The sequence below is a fragment of the Trichococcus shcherbakoviae genome (genome assembly GCF_963666195.1).
GTDB lineage: Bacteria > Bacillota > Bacilli > Lactobacillales > Aerococcaceae > Trichococcus > Trichococcus shcherbakoviae.
This window is the reverse complement of record NZ_OY762653.1, coordinates 2,141,564-2,157,096: the sequence shown is the minus strand read 5'-3', so window position 1 is coordinate 2,157,096 and position 15,533 is coordinate 2,141,564. Positions and strand designations below refer to the sequence as shown.

The 15,533-nt window shown below is 48.3% G+C and carries 13 protein-coding genes; 6 read left to right on the top strand and 7 right to left on the bottom strand.

What is annotated here, in order from left to right:
- Positions 1-31: 31 nt before the first annotated feature.
- The 3 genes from ACKPBX_RS10315 to glpK all read right to left on the bottom strand — a co-directional run bounded on the left by ACKPBX_RS10315 (position 32) and on the right by glpK (position 3,494).
- The gene (locus tag ACKPBX_RS10315) at positions 32-1,030 is read right to left on the bottom strand and encodes a gluconeogenesis morphogenetic factor MgfK (protein WP_119093874.1); all 999 of its coding nucleotides are present in this window, start codon (positions 1,028-1,030) and stop codon (positions 32-34) included.
- Complete coding sequence (rapZ, locus tag ACKPBX_RS10310) at positions 1,027-1,917, bottom strand: RNase adapter RapZ (RefSeq protein ID WP_086629347.1); 891 nt, start codon at positions 1,915-1,917, stop codon at positions 1,027-1,029. The genes ACKPBX_RS10315 and rapZ overlap by 4 nt, the downstream gene beginning before the upstream one ends.
- A 77-nt stretch (positions 1,918-1,994) precedes the next feature.
- The gene (gene glpK, locus ACKPBX_RS10305) at positions 1,995-3,494 is read right to left on the bottom strand and encodes a glycerol kinase GlpK (protein WP_319996429.1); all 1,500 of its coding nucleotides are present in this window, start codon (positions 3,492-3,494) and stop codon (positions 1,995-1,997) included.
- Positions 3,495-3,903: 409 nt separating this feature from the next.
- Here glpK and ACKPBX_RS10300 point away from each other — a divergent pair, with 409 nt between their 5' ends.
- The 6 genes from ACKPBX_RS10300 to ACKPBX_RS10275 all read left to right on the top strand — a co-directional run bounded on the left by ACKPBX_RS10300 (position 3,904) and on the right by ACKPBX_RS10275 (position 10,445).
- A complete protein-coding gene (locus ACKPBX_RS10300; RefSeq protein WP_319995287.1) occupies positions 3,904-5,085 on the top strand; it encodes a betaine/proline/choline family ABC transporter ATP-binding protein in 1,182 nt (393 codons plus the stop codon).
- A 2-nt stretch (positions 5,086-5,087) separates the two neighbouring features.
- Positions 5,088-5,729, top strand: coding sequence for an ABC transporter permease (locus ACKPBX_RS10295; RefSeq protein WP_119093871.1), 642 nt, complete (start codon positions 5,088-5,090; stop codon positions 5,727-5,729).
- A gap of 2 nt (positions 5,730-5,731) precedes the next feature.
- Positions 5,732-6,682 (top strand): osmoprotectant ABC transporter substrate-binding protein, encoded by a 951-nt coding sequence (locus ACKPBX_RS10290; protein ID WP_086629355.1) that lies wholly within the window; start codon positions 5,732-5,734, stop codon positions 6,680-6,682.
- A complete protein-coding gene (locus ACKPBX_RS10285) occupies positions 6,682-7,356 on the top strand; it encodes an ABC transporter permease (RefSeq protein WP_086629357.1) in 675 nt (224 codons plus the stop codon). The genes ACKPBX_RS10290 and ACKPBX_RS10285 overlap by 1 nt, the downstream gene beginning before the upstream one ends.
- A 201-nt stretch (positions 7,357-7,557) precedes the next feature.
- Positions 7,558-9,435, top strand: coding sequence for an asparagine synthase (glutamine-hydrolyzing) (gene asnB / locus ACKPBX_RS10280; protein WP_086629359.1), 1,878 nt, complete (start codon positions 7,558-7,560; stop codon positions 9,433-9,435).
- Between the two features lie 389 nt (positions 9,436-9,824).
- The gene (locus ACKPBX_RS10275; protein WP_068560934.1) at positions 9,825-10,445 is read left to right on the top strand and encodes an NAD(P)H-dependent oxidoreductase; all 621 of its coding nucleotides are present in this window, start codon (positions 9,825-9,827) and stop codon (positions 10,443-10,445) included.
- Between the two features lie 65 nt (positions 10,446-10,510).
- Here ACKPBX_RS10275 and ACKPBX_RS10270 read toward each other — a convergent pair whose 3' ends face one another.
- From ACKPBX_RS10270 to ACKPBX_RS10255, 4 genes are all read right to left on the bottom strand, one after another.
- Positions 10,511-12,238, bottom strand: a complete 1,728-nt coding sequence (locus ACKPBX_RS10270; protein WP_319995286.1) for a phospho-sugar mutase — start codon at positions 12,236-12,238, stop codon at positions 10,511-10,513.
- A 169-nt stretch (positions 12,239-12,407) separates the two neighbouring features.
- The gene (gene trxB / locus ACKPBX_RS10265) at positions 12,408-13,379 is read right to left on the bottom strand and encodes a thioredoxin-disulfide reductase (protein ID WP_319995285.1); all 972 of its coding nucleotides are present in this window, start codon (positions 13,377-13,379) and stop codon (positions 12,408-12,410) included.
- A gap of 215 nt (positions 13,380-13,594) precedes the next feature.
- Positions 13,595-14,488 carry a UTP--glucose-1-phosphate uridylyltransferase GalU gene (galU, locus tag ACKPBX_RS10260; protein ID WP_086629367.1) on the bottom strand — a complete coding sequence of 298 codons (894 nt, stop codon included), beginning with the start codon at positions 14,486-14,488 and terminating at the stop codon, positions 13,595-13,597.
- A complete protein-coding gene (locus ACKPBX_RS10255) occupies positions 14,485-15,531 on the bottom strand; it encodes an NAD(P)H-dependent glycerol-3-phosphate dehydrogenase (protein ID WP_119093867.1) in 1,047 nt (348 codons plus the stop codon). The genes galU and ACKPBX_RS10255 overlap by 4 nt, the downstream gene beginning before the upstream one ends.
- Positions 15,532-15,533 lie beyond the last annotated feature (2 nt).

Below are 15,533 nucleotides of genomic sequence, written 5' to 3'. Positions count from 1 at the left end.
TTCCGACAGCTTCTTTCTATCAGAAAAAAGGTCAACAGATAGTTTTGATATTGGAAATCAGATTGATCAGTTCCGAAACGACTTTATTGCCGTCATGGTACACGCCGCCGTTCTTCATATCAAGGAAGTCCGCTGAGATGACCCGGCAATTTTCTTCGCGCAACCCTTTGAAATCATGGCGTACCTGCAGCAGATATTCTTCGTCGGCTTGTTGATTGAGGTATTCATCCGGCACTTTTTCCGTGTTCACCAATACGGTATCGATGAATTTCGCTTTCAGATGGTCATGCAAAACCTTGATATGATCAGCATCGCTGAAGCCCTCTGTTTCGCCCAATTGCGTCATGATGTTGCAGATGTACACTTTCTCGGCTTTGGTCTCGATGACCGCTTGTCCCAGATCACTGATCATCAGGTTAGGCAAAATGCTCGTATACAGGCTTCCCGGTCCGATAACGACCATATCTGCATCCAGAATGCTTTTGATGACGTGACGGGAAGCGACGGCCTCCCTTGTTTCATCCAACGGTTTGACATACACCCGTTCGATTTTTTTGCGGCCATTTGCGATTTTCGACTCGCCCTTGATGACCGTACCGTCCTTGAACTCTGCATAGAGTGAGAGCGGCTCGTCAGCTGCGGCGTAAATTTTGCCTTTTACGCCCATCATGACGGACAACAACCGAATGGCATCAAAAATGTTCCCTTTCATTTCAGTCAGGGCCACGATGACGAGGTTTCCGATTGCATGCCCGGAAATGAAGGAATCCTTTGAATCGAAACGGTACTGGAAAATGTCCTTTTCCAATTTCGGCATATCGGAGAGCGCAATCAGGCAGTTGCGGATATCCCCGGGAGGCACAATGTTGACATGGTCGCGGATGATGCCGCTGCTGCCGCCGTCATCAGCCACCGTGACGATGGCCGTGATATCTGTGTTGTGGTTCTTCAGTTCTTTCAGAATGACCGGCAAGCCCGTTCCGCCGCCGATAACGACGATTTTCTTCGTTCTGCTCGGGTTTTGACTCATGACCGATTCACCGTCTCTTTACGCTTAGTCCGATCACGGTGGGTTGTATTCACTTGATAGCCCGCGCTCTTCAATTGCAGGCTGGTGCGTTCCGACAAAGCGACCGAACGGTGTTGTCCGCCTGTGCAGCCGATGGCGATATTTACGCTGGTTTTGCCTTCTTTTTTGTAGCCGGGAATGATGTATTCCAACAGGTCGATGAATTTTTTGTAAAAAATTTCTGTTTCTGGTTGCTTCATGACATAATCATAGACTGGCTTATCCAGCCCCGTCAACGGACGCAGTTCATCTACGTAATGCGGATTGGGCAAAAAGCGCACATCCATGACGATGTCGGCATCGATCGGTAAGCCATACTTGAACCCGAACGATACGACTTCGATATGGAAAACATCCTTATCGTCGACTTTGAATGTATCCAGCAGACGTTCCCTTAATTGGCGCGGTGTTGTTTCGCTCGTGTCGATGACCAACTGCGACCGATTGCGGATGTCCTCAAGCAGTTCCCTTTCTTTATGGATTCCTTCCAGTACGGTTCCTCCTGATTGGGTCAGGGGATGGCTTCTTCTTGTCTCTTTGTACCGGGAAACAAGCACATCATCCTTCGAATCAAGGAAGATTACTTTGGTTGTGATGAAGGAAGTATTGTCCAAACTGTCCACAGCAGACATGATTTCATCAAAGAATGCACGGGAGCGCAGATCGATCACTAAGCAGATCCTGCTTATTTTACCCGATTCCTTTACAAGCTCCCAAAATTTCGGTAATAAACTTGGGGGCATATTATCTATACAGAAATAGCCTAAATCTTCAAATGTCTGTAACGCCACCGTTTTCCCGGCGCCGCTCATCCCCGTAATGACTACCAATTCGAGAGTGTCTGCCATTGTAATTCCTCCTGTCAAAAAAATATATATGTACATTATAACATACCGGGTGTATCATTTGTCTGTTTCTGAATATTTTAGTGTTTCTTAAGTTTTGGCTTGTGTTTGAAGTGGCGGGCGGCGGCTACTGCGCTTTGCCAGCCGGCGTAAAGGTCCTCACGCACTTCAGTAGGCATATTCGGATGGAATTCGCAATCGGGTTCCCAGTTTTTGATGATGTCGTCGGTATCCTTCCAGAATCCTACTGCCAACCCTGCCAAGTATGCGGCTCCGAGTGCGGTTGTCTCCATCACTTTGGATCTGGTCAACGTTGTGTTCAGAAGGTTGCTTTGGAATTGCATCAGGAAGTTGTTGTGGGCTGCTCCTCCATCGACGCGCATGTTCGTGATGACCAGTCCGGAATCCTTCTGCATCGTATCCACGACATCCTTTGTTTGATAAGCCAACGATTCGAGCGTCGCACGGATCAGGTGCGCTTTCGAAGTCCCTCTCGTCAATCCAAAGAAAGCACCACGCACATCCTGATCCCAATAAGGTGCCCCCAATCCGACAAACGCTGGAACCATATAGACGTTCTCGTTCGATTCAAGCAATTCAGCATATTCTTCCGATTCGGCTGCAGTCCGGATCAACTGGGCTTCATCGCGCAGCCATTGCAGAGCGGATCCGGCCACAAAGATGCTCCCCTCAAGGGCATACGTCACTTCGCCATTCAACCCGTAGGCGATGGTAGTCAGCAGGCCATTCTCCGATTTCACCGGTGTAAGGCCGGTGTTCATAACAATGAACGCGCCGGTACCGTAAGTATTCTTTACCATACCCTGTTCAAATCCGGTCTGCCCGAAAAGGGCGGCTTGTTGATCGCCGGCGATTCCGGCTATCGGGATGCGCGAACCGTAAAAATCATTTTCTTCGGTATAACCATATATTTCCGATGAAGAACGGACTTCAGGCAGCAGCGTTCGCGGAATGTCCAGCAAATCCAGGATCTCCTGATCCCATTTCAGGTCGTAAATATTGAACAGCATCGTCCGGCTGGCATTGGAAACATCCGTAACGTGCACCTTTTTTCCTGTCAGTTTCCAGACGATCCATGTATCAATGGTGCCAAAAAGCAGTTCGCCCTTTTCGGCCCGCTCACGAGCATTCGGGATATGATCCAGCAACCATTTGATTTTAGTGGCGGAAAAGTAGGAATCAATAATCAGCCCGGTTTTATCATGGATGAAGTCGTTATGGCCTTCTTGCTTCAGTTTGTCGGCGATTTCCGATGTCTGACGGGATTGCCAAACGATTGCATGGTGGATCGGCATCCCCGTAACGCGGTCCCACACTACCGTTGTCTCGCGCTGATTCGTTACCCCTATTGCCGCGATCTCCTCCGGACGGATGGCCCCTCTGATCAAAGCATCCGCTATGACCGACTGAGCACTGATCCAAATTTCATTCGCGTCGTGTTCCACCCAGCCTGGTTCAGGGTAATATTGCGTCAATTCTCTTTGCGAAGATGAGATGATTGTGCCTTTATTGTCCCAGATGATTGCACGCGTACTGGTTGTCCCTTGATCTATCGACATGATGTATTTTTTTTCCACTTGATCTGCCTCTTTCCTGATTTGAAATGTATCATTGGCTAAAAAATAAGAAACCGTTCTCATTTTTCATCTGCACGTATTTGCCTCTGTTATTATCCTAGCATTCTTTTCGACGAATCCCAATTATTTTTCTTTGTTATCAGCCTGACTTAGGAACTACATCTTAATTATATTGAAAAACCTATTTTGTCAATTTTATGTCATTCAGAATGGACTGATTTCAAAATATAAATATTTTCCAAAAATATACCGTCACCACAACGGTGTAAGCCCTCCCATAAATGTGTATTTTTCACAAAGTTCCAGCCATAACATTTGCAAAAAGGCTTCCTTGCGGGGTAAGGTAGAGTAAGAGATTTGTGAAATAAAAATTAAACAAGAGGTGAAACCTATGATAGAATTCAAAGACTTAACCAAAAAGTTCCCGGGCGGGAAAATTGCCGTGGACTCCCTGAACCTGACATTCAATGATGGAGAGTTCATTGTATTCATCGGAACAAGCGGCAGCGGCAAAACAACCTCCATGCGGATGATCAACCGGATGATCGAACCGTCCTCCGGTGAAATCCTGATCGATGGGAAAAACATCAAGGACATGAATGCAGTGGAATTGCGTCGCCAAATCGGCTACGTCATCCAGCAAATCGGTCTGATGCCACACATGACCATCTTCGAAAACATCGTCATGGTTCCAAAATTACTGAAATGGCCTGTCGAAAAACAAAGAAAAATAGCAGAAGAGCTGATTCAAAAAGTCGATCTTCCGTTGGATTTTTTGGAACGCTACCCATCTGAACTATCCGGCGGCCAGCAACAACGTATCGGTGTTATCCGTGCGTTGGCAGCCGACCAAGACATCATTTTAATGGATGAACCTTTCGGAGCTTTGGATCCGATCACTCGTGATTCTCTGCAGGAACTTGTCAAACAGCTGCAGCAGGAATTGGGCAAAACGGTCATCTTCGTAACCCACGATATGGATGAAGCTTTGAAACTGGCAGACCGGATTGTCATCATGCAGGAAGGAAAAGTCGTCCAATTTGATACTCCCGACAATATCCTGATGGACCCCGCGAACGAATTCGTTGAAAACTTCATCGGCGAGGAACGCCTCAGCCAAGCGCGCACGAATTACCGCACAGTGGAACAAATCATGATCCTTGGTCCGGTATCCGTTTCGACTGATCAAAATCTATCAGAAGCGATCAAACTGATGCGCACGCGTCGTGTTGACAGCTTGTTTGTGACAGATGCGGAAGATGTCTTGTTGGGCATGTTGAGCGTCGAAGCGATCAACCAGAACCGCCGCAGGCCGGTCACTGCTGGCGAAATCATGAGTGAAGTTTCTTTTGTCCGTGAAGGCACACTCGTTCGGGATGCTTTGCAGCGTATCCTGAAATTGGGTTACAAAAACATTCCTGTCGTGGATGCAAAAAAACATCTGATCGGCTTGATTACCCGCACTTCTATTGTGGACATGGTATACGATACGATATGGGGAGACATAGAACCTGAAATGCCGGCTGAAGAAGTAATCGAAACGACCGCAGACATCGAAACGGTTAAGGGGTGATGATGATGGACTTTTTGACAACGAACGGTTCCGAGTTACTCTTCAAAACAGGTGAGCATTTCTACATCTCAGCATTAGCTCTGATGCTTGGCGTTCTGGTTGCCGTTCCTTTGGGCATCGCCTTGACCCGCTTCAAGCGTTACTCCAGTTTTATCATCAGTTTTGTGTCGATTCTCCAAACGATCCCTTCCCTGGCTTTACTCGCTTTGATGATCCCATTATTCGGGATTGGAAAACTTCCGGCGATTGTGGCTTTGTTCATCTATTCCTTGTTGCCGATTCTGCGTAATACGTTCATCGGCATCTCAAATGTGGACAGCAACATCATCGACTCAGCAAAAGGGATGGGTTTGACCGACAATCAGATCATTCTGCAGGTGAAATTGCCTTTGGCTGCACCGGTCATCATGTCCGGAATCCGCTTGGCCGGAGTGTACGTCATTGCCTGGGCGACGCTTGCTTCGTATATAGGAGCCGGCGGTTTGGGTGATTATATTTTTAACGGATTGAATGTATACGATCAAGAAATGATCATTTGGGGAACTTTACCGGTGACCGTATTGGCTTTATTGGCTGATTTCCTGCTTGGAAAGCTTGAACGATTCGTTTCTCCACAGACAACATCTGCAAAAGGAGGAAACTGATTATGAAGAAAAACATGAAGAAATGGTTGCTGTTTCCGCTGACGTCACTTTTGTTGGCCGCCTGCTCTTTGCCTGGGCTTGGCGCATCTGTGAACAATGAAGGCATCGTCATCACCGGTGGGACAACGACAGAAATGCAACTATTGAGTTATATGGTCAGAGGGATGGTCGAACATTACCTGCCGGATGCTTCCGTCGATATGGTCAATAATCTTGGATCATCTACCTTGAATCACCAAGCTATGATCGGCGGGGATGCAAATGTATCGGCTGTCCGCTACACAGGGACGTCCCTGACCGGTGAATTGGGCATGGAGCCTCTTACGGATCCCGCATTGGCTTTCGAGACGGTCGTCAAGGGTTTCGATGAAAAATTCGATCAAGTTTGGTTCCCATCCTATGGTTTTGCCAACACGTATGCCTTCTTGGTGACACGTGAATTTGCCGAAGAAAATAATTTGGAAACCATCAGCGACTTAGCGACATTGGCTCCGGATTTGAGGGCCGGCGTCGACAACTCTTGGATGGAGCGGGAAGGCGACGGGTACGAATCCTTCAAAGATACCTATGGCTTTGATTTCCAGCGCGTCTACCCGATGCAGGTTGGTCTCGTCTATGACGCTTTGCAAGCGGACGAAATGGACATCGTTTTGGGCTATTCCACAGACGGACGGATCGCGAGCTACGACCTGGTCGTTCTCGAAGACGATCTGCAGCTGTTCCCACCTTATGACGCCAGTCCTGTCGCCACAAAAGAAATTCTGGAAGCTTATCCTGAACTGGAGACTATCCTGCTGAAATTGGAGGACACGCTGACTGACGAGATGATGCAGGCGATGAACTACGAAGTCGATAACGACTTGGTGGAAGCCCAAACGGTCGCCCAAAATTTCTTGGAAGAGAACAGCTATTTTGAAGATAAAGAAGTCACATCCTTAAAGGAGGGAGACTGATGAACCTAAGTGAAATGAATATGCTCCAGCAGCTTCTTTACTATTATAGAGAAAATGGCAGCTATGTTTTCGAACAGTTCACCCGCCATTTTCTGATTTCCATTTATGGGGTGCTGTTCGCGGCAATTGTGGCGATCCCACTCGGTTTCTGGATCGCACGCAATAAAAAACTGGCGGATTGGATCATCGGCGCCGCCAATGTCATCCAGACCATCCCTTCCCTGGCCCTGTTGTCCATTTTGATGCTGGGACTCGGGCTCGGGTCGGATACCGTAATTGCCACAGTCTTCCTGTATTCGTTGCTGCCGATCATCAAAAACACCTATACCGGTGTGCGAAATGTGGATGCCGCTCTGTTGGATACGGGTAAAGGCATGGGGATGACGCGGATGCAATTGACTTATCTGGTCGAATTGCCGTTGTCGCTTTCCGTCATCATGGCCGGCTTGCGGAATGCCTTGGTCGTTGCAATCGGCATCACCGCTATCGGCACCTTCATCGGCGCCGGCGGTTTGGGGGATATCATTTCCCGCGGTGTCAATGCGACGAACGGGACAGCGATCATTCTTGCCGGCGCAATCCCGACTGCCTTGATGGCCGTTCTGGCGGATTGGCTGTTGGGTCTGATGGAAAAACGTCTGGACCCTTCCAGCAAAGTTAAACGTAACCGTTGAGCGCAAAAAATGAGCAGTGAAATCGAAGGACAAGGCGGTTCCAGACAAAGTGGAACGCCTTTTTTTTTGATTTCTGGAAATTCCGCAGAGCTTTCCCCTCGGATAATTTCTTTTAATGATTTTCCATTTGTGATAGAATAGATTGGACTCTAGACGGACAGACATTCTGATCTAGCAAGAGATACTTAAGGAGTGGTATAAATGTGTGGTTTTGTTGGATATATCCATGGATCGACTGCATGGAACCATCAGACTGTGATTGAAGGTATGATGAACAGAATCGTCCACCGCGGACCAGACAGCGGCGGCATGTTTTCTGATGACAAGGTAACGTTAGGCTTCCGCCGATTGAGCATCATCGACCTTTCCGATAACGGGAAGCAACCGATGTACAGTGCTGACGGAAATTTGGTATTGGTGTTCAACGGCGAAATCTTCAACTTCCAGGAGTTGCGCGAAGATCTGAAGCAAAAAGGACACGTCTTCCATTCCAAAACGGACAGTGAAGTTTTGATCTACGGCTACAAAGAATACGGTTATGACTTCGTGAAACAACTGCGCGGCATGTTCGCGTTCGCGATCTGGGACAAAGTGAACGATACAATGTTCATCGCCCGTGACGGCTTCGGCATCAAACCGTTGTACTATACGACAAACACAACCGACGGCAGCTTGCTTTTCGGTTCTGAAATCAAGTCATTTTTGGCTCACCCTGCTTTCATCAAAGAAGTGAACAAGGATGCTTTGCGCCCTTACTTGACGCTGCAATACTCTTCGATGGGCGAAACCTTCTTCAAAGGCGTCCACAAATTGAAACCGGCGCATTATATGGTGCTGAAAGGCAACGATATCCATACGGTCGAATATTGGGACAAGAAATTCCATGCCGAAAACGGCACTTTGGAGAGCTATGTGGAGGAAATCAAAGCAACGATGGCCGATTCCGTCCGCGCCCACAAAATCAGTGACGTGAAGACCGGCGCTTTCCTTTCCGGCGGCGTTGATTCCAGCCTGATCACAGCTCTGATGAAACCGGAAAAATCTTTCTCGGTAGGCTTCTCCGAATATGAAAAAATGTTCAACGAAACCAACCAGGCTGCCGATCTTTCCGAAATTCTGGGCATCGAGAATGTCCGCAAGTACATCTCGCCAGAGGAAGCTTTCCATGCCCTGCCTACCATCCAATACCATATGGATGAACCGCAATCGAATCCATCTTCCGTTCCGTTGTATTTCTTGGCCGAATTGGCGAAGAAAGATGTTACGGTCGTGCTTTCGGGTGAAGGCGCAGATGAAATTTTCGGCGGCTACTCTTGGTATGAACCATCCAAGAAAATGGAGACCTATGAAAAGGTCCCTTATAGCCTGAGAAAAGGCATCGGAAAATTGGCCCATAAACTGCCGAGGAATACCCTGACGACCTTCTTGGTCAAAGGTGGCCAAAAAGTGGAAGAACGCTTCATCGGCCAGGCCATCGTCTGGGACGAAGAAGAAGCTGTGGATATCCTGAAGCCGGCCTACAAAAATGGCCCGGATATCCGTTCGATCACCAAACCGATCTATGATGAAGTCAAAGACCAGGATGACGTGACAAAGATGCAGTATCTCGATCTGAACCTTTGGATGCCTGGGGATATCCTGTTGAAAGCCGACAAGATGAGTATGGCCCACTCGTTGGAGCTGCGTGTACCTTTCCTGGATAAAGAAGTCATGGAATTGGCGAAACGCATCCCTTCCGATTACCGCGTCAACGAAATCGATACGAAATATGTGCTGCGCAGAGCGGCTGCCGATGTCCTGCCGGAAGAATGGGCGAAACGTCCGAAGTTGGGCTTCCCTACTCCTATCCGTCACTGGCTGCGTGAAGAAGAATTCTACAACGAAGTCAGAAAAGCATTCGCTTCAGACTATGCGGCAGAATTTTTCGACACCGATAAACTCGTGCAGATCCTCGATGACAACTATACGAAGAAATTGGATTACGGCCGTCAGATTTGGACCGCCTACATCTTCCTCGTCTGGTACAAACGTTTCTTCATCGATGAAACGCCTCTGTCTGCGGAAGCTTTCGTAGCTTAAGATTACATAAATCAGAAACAGGAGCCTCCTAGCGCGGAGGCTCCTGTTTTTGTGCGCCTGTTTCTGCGCGGCCAGCTGACCGGAGGAGCGCGTCCGAAATGCTGCCTAGCTCCGGTGAGCGGTCTTTAGCCGGAGAACGCCACCGACAATCAGCCTGAACTCCCGCGAACCACCCCTAACCGGAGTACGCATACTGTCTGTGGGCCGAACTCCGGCGAAGCCTCCGTTCGCCAGAGGAGAACAGACCACTGATTGCTGCTTCAATTCATCCGGGAACCCCTCTTCCGTTTTTGGTCAGCGAATCATCCTGTCGGTGATGGGTTATGCTTTCTTATCTTTGCGTGCAAATGGTATCATTAAGGTATAACAATTGGAAAGAAGGTTTTTCTATGGCCAGAGTTTTAGTTGTGCGCGCGCATCCGTTCGACAGCAGTGTATCCCGCTCCATGAAAGTTTTGGATGCTTTTCTGGAGGAATACAAAGCTTTGAATCCTTATGATCGCATCAAAGACATGAATCTTTATGAAGTCGCCATCCCTGAGATCGATCGGGATCTTTTGACAGCCTGGAAGGAATTATCGAAAGGCGTGCTTTTTGATCAGTTGACTTCCCGTCAGCAAGAAAAAGTGACGCTGTTCAATCACTATACCGATGATTTTGTTTCCATGGATAAGATCATCATCGCCAATCCATTATGGAACATGCATGTTCCCAGTCGCCTGAAGACATGGATCGACACTATCACAGTTGCTGGTCAGACATTCCGTTACACGGAATCCGGAGCAGTCGGAATGGTCCCGGACAAGAAATTGTTGCATATCCAAGCGAATGGCGGCATTTTCGACGGAAGCGATCCTGCCAGCCAGTACATCAAGAGCATTTTCCATTTTCTGGGGGTCGAGGAGATTTCACAACTATTCGTTGAAGGTATGGACACATATCCGGATCGTGCCGATGAAATTGTTGCGGATGCGATCGAAAAAGCCAAACAACTGGCCAAAACATTCTGATGAACAATCCACAGCAAAAAGGAAGTCCGTAATCTTCGGACTTCCTTTTTTTAGTTTATTTCGGATTATTCAGCGGTCAAAGTACGGATGCTTGTTTCAAAAGCAGCGACTTTTTCATCGACTGCGGCTTGGCTTTCCGCTTTGGCACCGATATAGAATTTGATTTTTGGTTCTGTTCCGCTTGGGCGGATGGCGACCCAGCTGCCGTCCTCCAGGAAATATTTCAGCACATTCGAGCTCGGCATATCGATGCTTTCAGTGGAGCCGTCAGAGAATGTCTTTGTAGAGTTGCCGAAGTCTTCCGTGATCGATACGGCGATGCCTGCGAAATCCGCTGGTGCTTCCGTACGGAATTGGGCCATCAGCGCTTTGATTTTTTCTGCTCCGGTGATGCCGGACATCGTAACGGAAATCGTCTGTTCTTTATAATAGCCATGTGTTTCGAAAATTTCGACCAAGCCATCGTACAGCGTTTGACCTTTTTTCTTGTAGTACGCAGCTACTTCGGCAATCAACACGAGGGCCTGGATGGCGTCTTTATCGCGAACGAAAGGTTTTGCAAGATAACCGTAGCTTTCCTCGAAGCCGAACAAGAATTCTTTACTGTGATCTTCTTCGTATTGCTTGATTTTTTCTGCGATGAATTTGAAACCGGTCAGTACATCCACCATGTCCGCTCCATAAGATTTGGCGATTGCTGTCGGCAACTCGCTCGATACGATCGATTTCAGGGCTGTGCCGTTGGCTGGCAATGTGCCGGCCGCTTTTTTCGCGCGCAGCAAGTAATCCAGCATCAATGAAGCAATCTGATTACCTGTCAGAACAACGTACTCGCCTTTTGCTTTGCGGACGGCCGCGCCCAAGCGGTCAGCATCCGGATCGGTCGCAACCAAAATATCCGCATCCAATTCCGTTCCAAGTTTGATGGCATACTCAAATGCGCCAGCTTCTTCCGGATTCGGTGATTTCACGGTTGAGAAATTTGGATCGGCCACTGCCTGTTCCGGCACGAGATAGATGCCTTCAAATCCGGCATTCTTCAAAGCACGTTCACCCAGCATCTGCCCGGTTCCATGCAGCGGCGTGAAGACCAATTTCATTTCTTTGCTCATTTCATGGACAAGGGCAGGATCGACGGTCACTGTTTTGACAAGGTCAAGGTAAGTTGCATCGACCTCTTCCCTAAGCATTTTGATCAAGCCCGCTGCTTTCAGCTCTGCTTCATCGCCCACTTGGATGGTCAGTGGATTTTCAATTGCTCTCACATAATCAGTCAAAGCGTCCGCATCGGCAGGTGGCATCTGGCCGCCGTCGTCTCCATAGACTTTATAACCGTTGTAATCAGCCGGGTTGTGGCTCGCTGTGATCATGATCCCTGTTAGCGCATTCAAATGTCTTACCGCAAAGGATAATTCAGGTGTGGGGCGTAAGCTTTCAAAAACGAAAGCCGGAATGCCGTGTGCACCCAATGTTTTCGCTGCCTCCATCGCAAACTCCGGAGATTGGTGTCTGGAATCGTAAGCGATCGCGACGCCGCGTTTTTTCGCTTCTTCACCTTTTGCCTCCATCAAACGAGCCAAGCCTTCGGTCGCTTGGCGGACTGTGTAGATGTTCATCCGATTGATCCCGACTCCCAGGATGCCGCGCATTCCGGCAGTTCCGAATTCCAGCGGAGCAAAAAAGGCATCTTTCAGTGCTTCTTCATTTCCCTCCAAAGATTTTAATTCTTCTTTTAATGTAGGTTCTAATAAGGCAAAATCATTCCATTGCTCGATGGTTTCTTGATAAGACATTTTCATCATCCTTCCCATATTAGTTTAATCATATTATAACATTATTTGCATGCCAATTGAGCGAAAAGATTGAATCTACAAAAAAAAATTCACGCTCTGATTTCAGAACGTGAACTTTCGGGGTACTAATGAACTGGACAATAACATTGTTGTTGTGTGGACAATATTTTCAGTCCACCGTCTCAGCAGCCGCTTCGGCGGCTGCCAAGCGGTCATGCAAGTCTTCTATGTAAGCAAATGTGCGGTTTCCGGCTTCTCCGCCATCACCGACAGCAGTCGTAATTTGACGCAGAAGTTTTTGACGCACATCCCCGATGGCAAAGATGCCCGGTATCGCCGTTTCCATGTGCTCATTCGTGATGATCCAGCCCTCTTCATCCGTGATCCCTAAATCAAGGAAAGCATCCGATTGCGGCAGGATACCAACATAGATGAAGACACCGTCAACAGCTTCTTCCGTGATTTCATTGGTATTTTTGTTGCGGATCACCACGCCAGTGACCTTTTGTCCGTCGCCCTTGATTTCTTCCACAATGGCATTCCAAGTGAAGGAAACTTTCTCATTTTTGAAGGCACGATCCTGGATGACTTTTTGAGCCCGCAACTCATCCCGTCTGTGCACGATGTTGACATCCGCGAATTGCGTCAAATAAGTCCCTTCCTCCACGGCAGAATCTCCGCCGCCGACCACAGCTAGTTTTTTGCCTTTAAAGAAAGCTCCATCACAGACGGCACAATAGGAAACGCCGCGGCCGTTGTACTGCTCCTCACCGGGAACACCCAATTTTCGGTGGTAGGACCCGGTCGCAATGATGACGGCACGTGTCTTATAGGTTTTTTTGCCTGCTTCAACGATACGGTAATCGCCGTCGACAACAATTCGTTTTACATCGCCATAAACATGCTCCGCCCCGAATTGCATTGTGCTTTCGTACATCCGTTCAGCCAACTCAGGGCCTAAAATCGATTTGAAGCCAGGGTAATTCTCAACTTCAGCTGTATTGTTCATCTCCCCACCGGGAATACCACGCTCCAGCAATAACGTCTTCAAATTGGAACGGGATGCGTAAAGCGCCGCGGTCATTCCGCCTGGTCCGGCTCCGATGACAATGACGTCATAAATTTTTTCAGTTTGTTCCATGTTTAGTGTATCTCCTTCTTGTGTTAAGTCTGTTCCGGGCTGGTGCCGGAATCTGGTTCTTATACAGTTTACTCTGACTTTATTTTTTGTGCCACAATTCTGCTCAGAGTGCCGAATTAATGGAGAAGAAGCCGAGCCATGAATCGCAGAACGATCGATGGCCCGGCCTCTCTTTTTTTTATTCTAAAATCAATTGGTTTGGATTGCTTGAATGGCTATTTGCCTTCGTCCTCAGCAGCCAACTTTTCGCCCAGCTCCACCAGATAATTTTTCAATTTATCCTTTATTTCCGGATGGGTGAGGCCGTAGGAAATGCTTGTCGTCAGAAAGCCGAATTTGTCTCCGACGTCAAATCGTTTGCCGTCGAAGCGTTTTGCGAAGACACGCTGCGTTTGGTTCAAAGTATCGATGGCGTCGGTCAACTGGATCTCTCCGCCGGCACCCGGATTTTGATTTTCCAGAATTTCGAAAATTTCGGGAGTCAGCAAGTAGCGGCCGATGATAGCCAAATTGCTCGGCGCGTCTTCCGGATTCGGTTTTTCGACGAATCTGCGGACGTTGAACAAGCCTGGTTCCAGTTCCTGATCCGGATCGATGATGCCGTATTTGGATGTTTCTTCATGCGGCACTTCCATCACGGCGATGTTCGAAGCATGTGTGCGTTCGTAAGCATCCATCAACTGTTTGGTCAACGGCACTTCATCCTCCATCAGGTCATCCCCGAGCATGACAACGAAAGGCTCATCCCCGACAAAGGCTTTTGCCTGAAGAACCGCATGGCCCAATCCCAATGGATAAGACTGGCGGACGAAATGGATGCGCAAACCGGTCGTTTCCTGCACCAATTCAAGCAGTTCATTTTTGCCTTTTTCGCGCAGATTCGCTTCCAACTCAATGTTCGAATCAAAATGGTCTTCAATCGGACGTTTGCTTTTTCCGGTTACGATCAGGATATCTTCGATCCCTGATGCGATTGCTTCTTCAACGATGAATTGAATGGTCGGCTTATCGACGATCGGCAACATTTCTTTTGCCATCGCTTTCGTTGCCGGTAAAAAACGCGTTCCGAATCCCGCAGCAGGTATCACTGCTTTTCTGACTTTCTTCATATTTTCTGGCTCCCCTTTTCCACATTTTGAGAAGATTGCTCTGCTTTGCCTTCGCGCAGCATCAATTCCTCGATTGCTTTTTTGACATCGACTTTCTCGTACAAAACTTTATAGATGGCTTCCGTTATCGGCATTTCAATGCCTTTTTCCTTTGCCAATTCATAAGCGGCTTTTGTTGTCGCCACGCCTTCAACGACCATCCCCATATTGTTCAGCACTTCATCCAGATCATGGCCTTTTCCGATCAGATCCCCTGCTCGCCAGTTGCGCGAATGGCGGCTTGTTCCGGTAACGATCAGATCGCCTACCCCGCTCAAACCGAAGAAAGTCATTGGATCTGCACCGAAAGCAATTCCCAATCGGCTGATTTCCGCCAATCCGCGCGTCATCAAAGCCGCTTTCGCGTTATCGCCATAACCCAATCCGTGGAGCGCTCCCGCTCCGACTGCGATGATGTTCTTCAGGGCAGCACCCAACTCAACCCCGATGACATCCGTGTTCCGGTATACCCTGAAGTAGGGATTCATGAACAGTTTTTGCACATAACCTGCATCCTCTTCGTCCTGGGATGCGGCAGTGATTGTGGTGATGTCCTTTTTGGCGACTTCTTCCGCATGGCTCGGTCCGGAAAGGACGACTAAGCTATCGTATTTTTCAGCTGGAATCTCTTCCTGGATGATGACGGAAATCCGTTTATGGGTGTCCTGCTCCAACCCTTTGCTTGCGTGGATCAGATGCGGCTTTGTTGATCCGTCCAATAACGCTGCGACTTCTTTCGCAACCACGCGGATCGCTTTTGTCGGCAGAACGAACAAGAGCGCGTCTGCTTCTTTGATGGTGGCTTTCAGATCCGTGTACCCCACAATCGCTTCACTCAGTTTTGCACCTGGAAGGTAGTGTTCATTCGTATGCTGCTCATTGATTTCTTTGATTTGTTTCGGGTCATTCCCCCAAAGGCGGACATCATGCCCATTCTCATCCAACACCATGGATAAGGCTGTACCCCAAGATCCTGCCCCCAATACGGCGACTTTTTGTTTCATTT

What these genes read in the sequence shown, in the direction of transcription:
- rapZ (WP_086629347.1), bottom strand. Translation starts at nt 1,917, where the DNA reads ATGGCAGACACTCTCGAATTGGTAGTCATTACGGGGATGAGCGGCGCC.
- ACKPBX_RS10295 (WP_119093871.1), top strand. Translation starts at nt 5,088, where the DNA reads ATGATGGACTTTTTGACAACGAACGGTTCCGAGTTACTCTTCAAAACA.
- galU (WP_086629367.1), bottom strand. Translation starts at nt 14,488, where the DNA reads ATGAAGAAAGTCAGAAAAGCAGTGATACCTGCTGCGGGATTCGGAACG.
- ACKPBX_RS10285 (WP_086629357.1), top strand. Translation starts at nt 6,682, where the DNA reads ATGAACCTAAGTGAAATGAATATGCTCCAGCAGCTTCTTTACTATTAT.
- ACKPBX_RS10300 (WP_319995287.1), top strand. Translation starts at nt 3,904, where the DNA reads ATGATAGAATTCAAAGACTTAACCAAAAAGTTCCCGGGCGGGAAAATT.
- ACKPBX_RS10275 (WP_068560934.1), top strand. Translation starts at nt 9,825, where the DNA reads ATGGCCAGAGTTTTAGTTGTGCGCGCGCATCCGTTCGACAGCAGTGTA.
- ACKPBX_RS10290 (WP_086629355.1), top strand. Translation starts at nt 5,732, where the DNA reads ATGAAGAAAAACATGAAGAAATGGTTGCTGTTTCCGCTGACGTCACTT.
- ACKPBX_RS10255 (WP_119093867.1), bottom strand. Translation starts at nt 15,531, where the DNA reads ATGAAACAAAAAGTCGCCGTATTGGGGGCAGGATCTTGGGGTACAGCC.
- glpK (WP_319996429.1), bottom strand. Translation starts at nt 3,494, where the DNA reads ATGTCGATAGATCAAGGGACAACCAGTACGCGTGCAATCATCTGGGAC.
- trxB (WP_319995285.1), bottom strand. Translation starts at nt 13,379, where the DNA reads ATGGAACAAACTGAAAAAATTTATGACGTCATTGTCATCGGAGCCGGA.
- asnB (WP_086629359.1), top strand. Translation starts at nt 7,558, where the DNA reads ATGTGTGGTTTTGTTGGATATATCCATGGATCGACTGCATGGAACCAT.
- ACKPBX_RS10315 (WP_119093874.1), bottom strand. Translation starts at nt 1,030, where the DNA reads ATGAGTCAAAACCCGAGCAGAACGAAGAAAATCGTCGTTATCGGCGGC.
- ACKPBX_RS10270 (WP_319995286.1), bottom strand. Translation starts at nt 12,238, where the DNA reads ATGTCTTATCAAGAAACCATCGAGCAATGGAATGATTTTGCCTTATTA.